Origin of the sequence: Acinetobacter sp. YH18001 (assembly GCF_013416975.1) — a bacterium.
Classification (GTDB): domain Bacteria; phylum Pseudomonadota; class Gammaproteobacteria; order Pseudomonadales; family Moraxellaceae; genus Acinetobacter; species Acinetobacter pseudolwoffii.
The window spans coordinates 1-1,426 of the sequence record NZ_VPEU01000129.1 but is presented as its reverse complement, the minus strand read 5'-3'; the positions used below and the strand labels follow the sequence as shown (position 1 = coordinate 1,426).

Sequence of the window (1,426 nt, the reverse complement as noted above, 5' to 3'; positions counted from 1 at the left end):
CTAGCACCCTGTTCCCAAGATTCAAGTGTGCGTCTTGAAACACCAAGAAGTTTGGCAAACTGTTCTTGTGTCAGTTGAGCCTTTCTACGAGCTAGTGCTACATCGGTCTCAGTGATTACAGTTCTTTTAGCAGCATTATTAGCAAGCATGTCATCTATACCTTGCAAGATTTCAGCTTCAATATCTCTGGTTGCTTCAAAAGCTTCGAGTTCTTTTTCAGTCATTAAACGAGTCATTTAATTTCTCCACCAATGCTTGAAGAGTTTTCTTACTAAGCTGTACCGTTTGCTTTTTACTGTACAGGGTTAATAACCAGATCTCTCCATTTGTTAAACGATTAAAGTAGATGACTCTGACACCACCACTTTTACCTCTACCACCACTCGTCCATCTAATTTTACGAATGCCACCTGAATTAGGCTCTACATCTCCAGCTTCAGGATTTAATGCCAAGAATGTTTTAAATTCTTCGTACTCTTCCTGAGTCCAATAAACAAGACAGTATTTAGTAAATAATGGGGTTTCACATATTGTATACATCGCTTGTATTCATACTACCTTGTAGTAATTTATTCTATACTACTATGTAGGATTTTAAAATATTGATTTTTAATTTTTCCATTCTTCTAAAAAATTAAACTAAATACCAAAATACAAGACTGAATTTTGCTGCCTAAGTTCTCCTTAGGCATTTGAATTTTTAATCAGACTATTTTGGCCTAATTTGCTTTAATTACTCTACTATTAACTACTTAAAAGAGTCTTTATACATGAAGAAATTAAATTTTTTTTTATTGAGCTCTCTTGCAGCCTGTAGCCCAGTTACAGAAAAAATTGACTTAAATGTAATTATTCCACGCATTCAATATACAGGTGGAGCAGATAATGCAAGTTATGGTGAAGCTAAGCTTATTAGAGAAGGTAAATGTCTATATCTAGAACATACTGATGGCTCTAAAGTTCTGCCAATTTTTGCCACAAAAACTGTAAATTGGGATAGTAAAACTCATAGTTTAAAAGTAGATTCAGATACTTATTTTCTGGGTGATAAAGCAGTGTATGGAGGGGGACAGTCTTACCCTTTAGAAAAAAACAATTATTCCTGGATAACAAAAGTAGATAATAGCTGCGATATCTCACAAGTTATCGTTATTAATAAACTCATAAGGCCAATTGAACAGAACTATCAAAATGAAGAATAGCCAATTTTACTGTCTTGTATTATTTCTACTTATAGGATGCCAGCCATTTGAAAAAACTGGATATATTTCTATTAAAAATCAGACTGATTACCCAATTACCGACCCATTCGTTTGCGCATAGATTGCGGTAGTTGAAATCAGAAAATAGGCTTATAAATATTTTATTGAACATTGTTGTCATCGTTTTAGTTGTTTTAAGAATAAGAAAAGACGCTATCAATAGT

Annotated in this window: 3 protein-coding genes; 1 reads left to right on the top strand and 2 read right to left on the bottom strand. The window is 33.5% G+C overall.

What is annotated here, in order from left to right; all coding sequences use genetic code 11:
• Positions 1–236, bottom strand: a 236-nt coding sequence (locus tag FTV48_RS14760; RefSeq protein WP_180000776.1) for a DNA-binding transcriptional regulator, incomplete at its 3' end; no start/stop codon positions are given.
• The gene (locus FTV48_RS14755; protein WP_000288001.1) at positions 217–540 is read right to left on the bottom strand and encodes a hypothetical protein; all 324 of its coding nucleotides are present in this window, start codon (positions 538–540) and stop codon (positions 217–219) included. The genes FTV48_RS14760 and FTV48_RS14755, both read right to left, overlap by 20 nt.
• Before the next feature lie 230 nt (positions 541–770).
• Between FTV48_RS14755 and FTV48_RS14750 the strand changes: the two genes are divergently transcribed.
• Positions 771–1,202 carry a hypothetical protein gene (locus FTV48_RS14750; protein WP_180000775.1) on the top strand — a complete coding sequence of 144 codons (432 nt, stop codon included), beginning with the start codon at positions 771–773 and terminating at the stop codon, positions 1,200–1,202.
• Positions 1,203–1,426 lie beyond the last annotated feature (224 nt).

Bases quoted from the DNA above. Each gene is read 5' to 3' on its own strand.
- FTV48_RS14755 (WP_000288001.1), bottom strand. From the start codon at position 540: ATGTATACAATATGTGAAACCCCATTATTTACTAAATACTGTCTTGTT.
- FTV48_RS14750 (WP_180000775.1), top strand. From the start codon at position 771: ATGAAGAAATTAAATTTTTTTTTATTGAGCTCTCTTGCAGCCTGTAGC.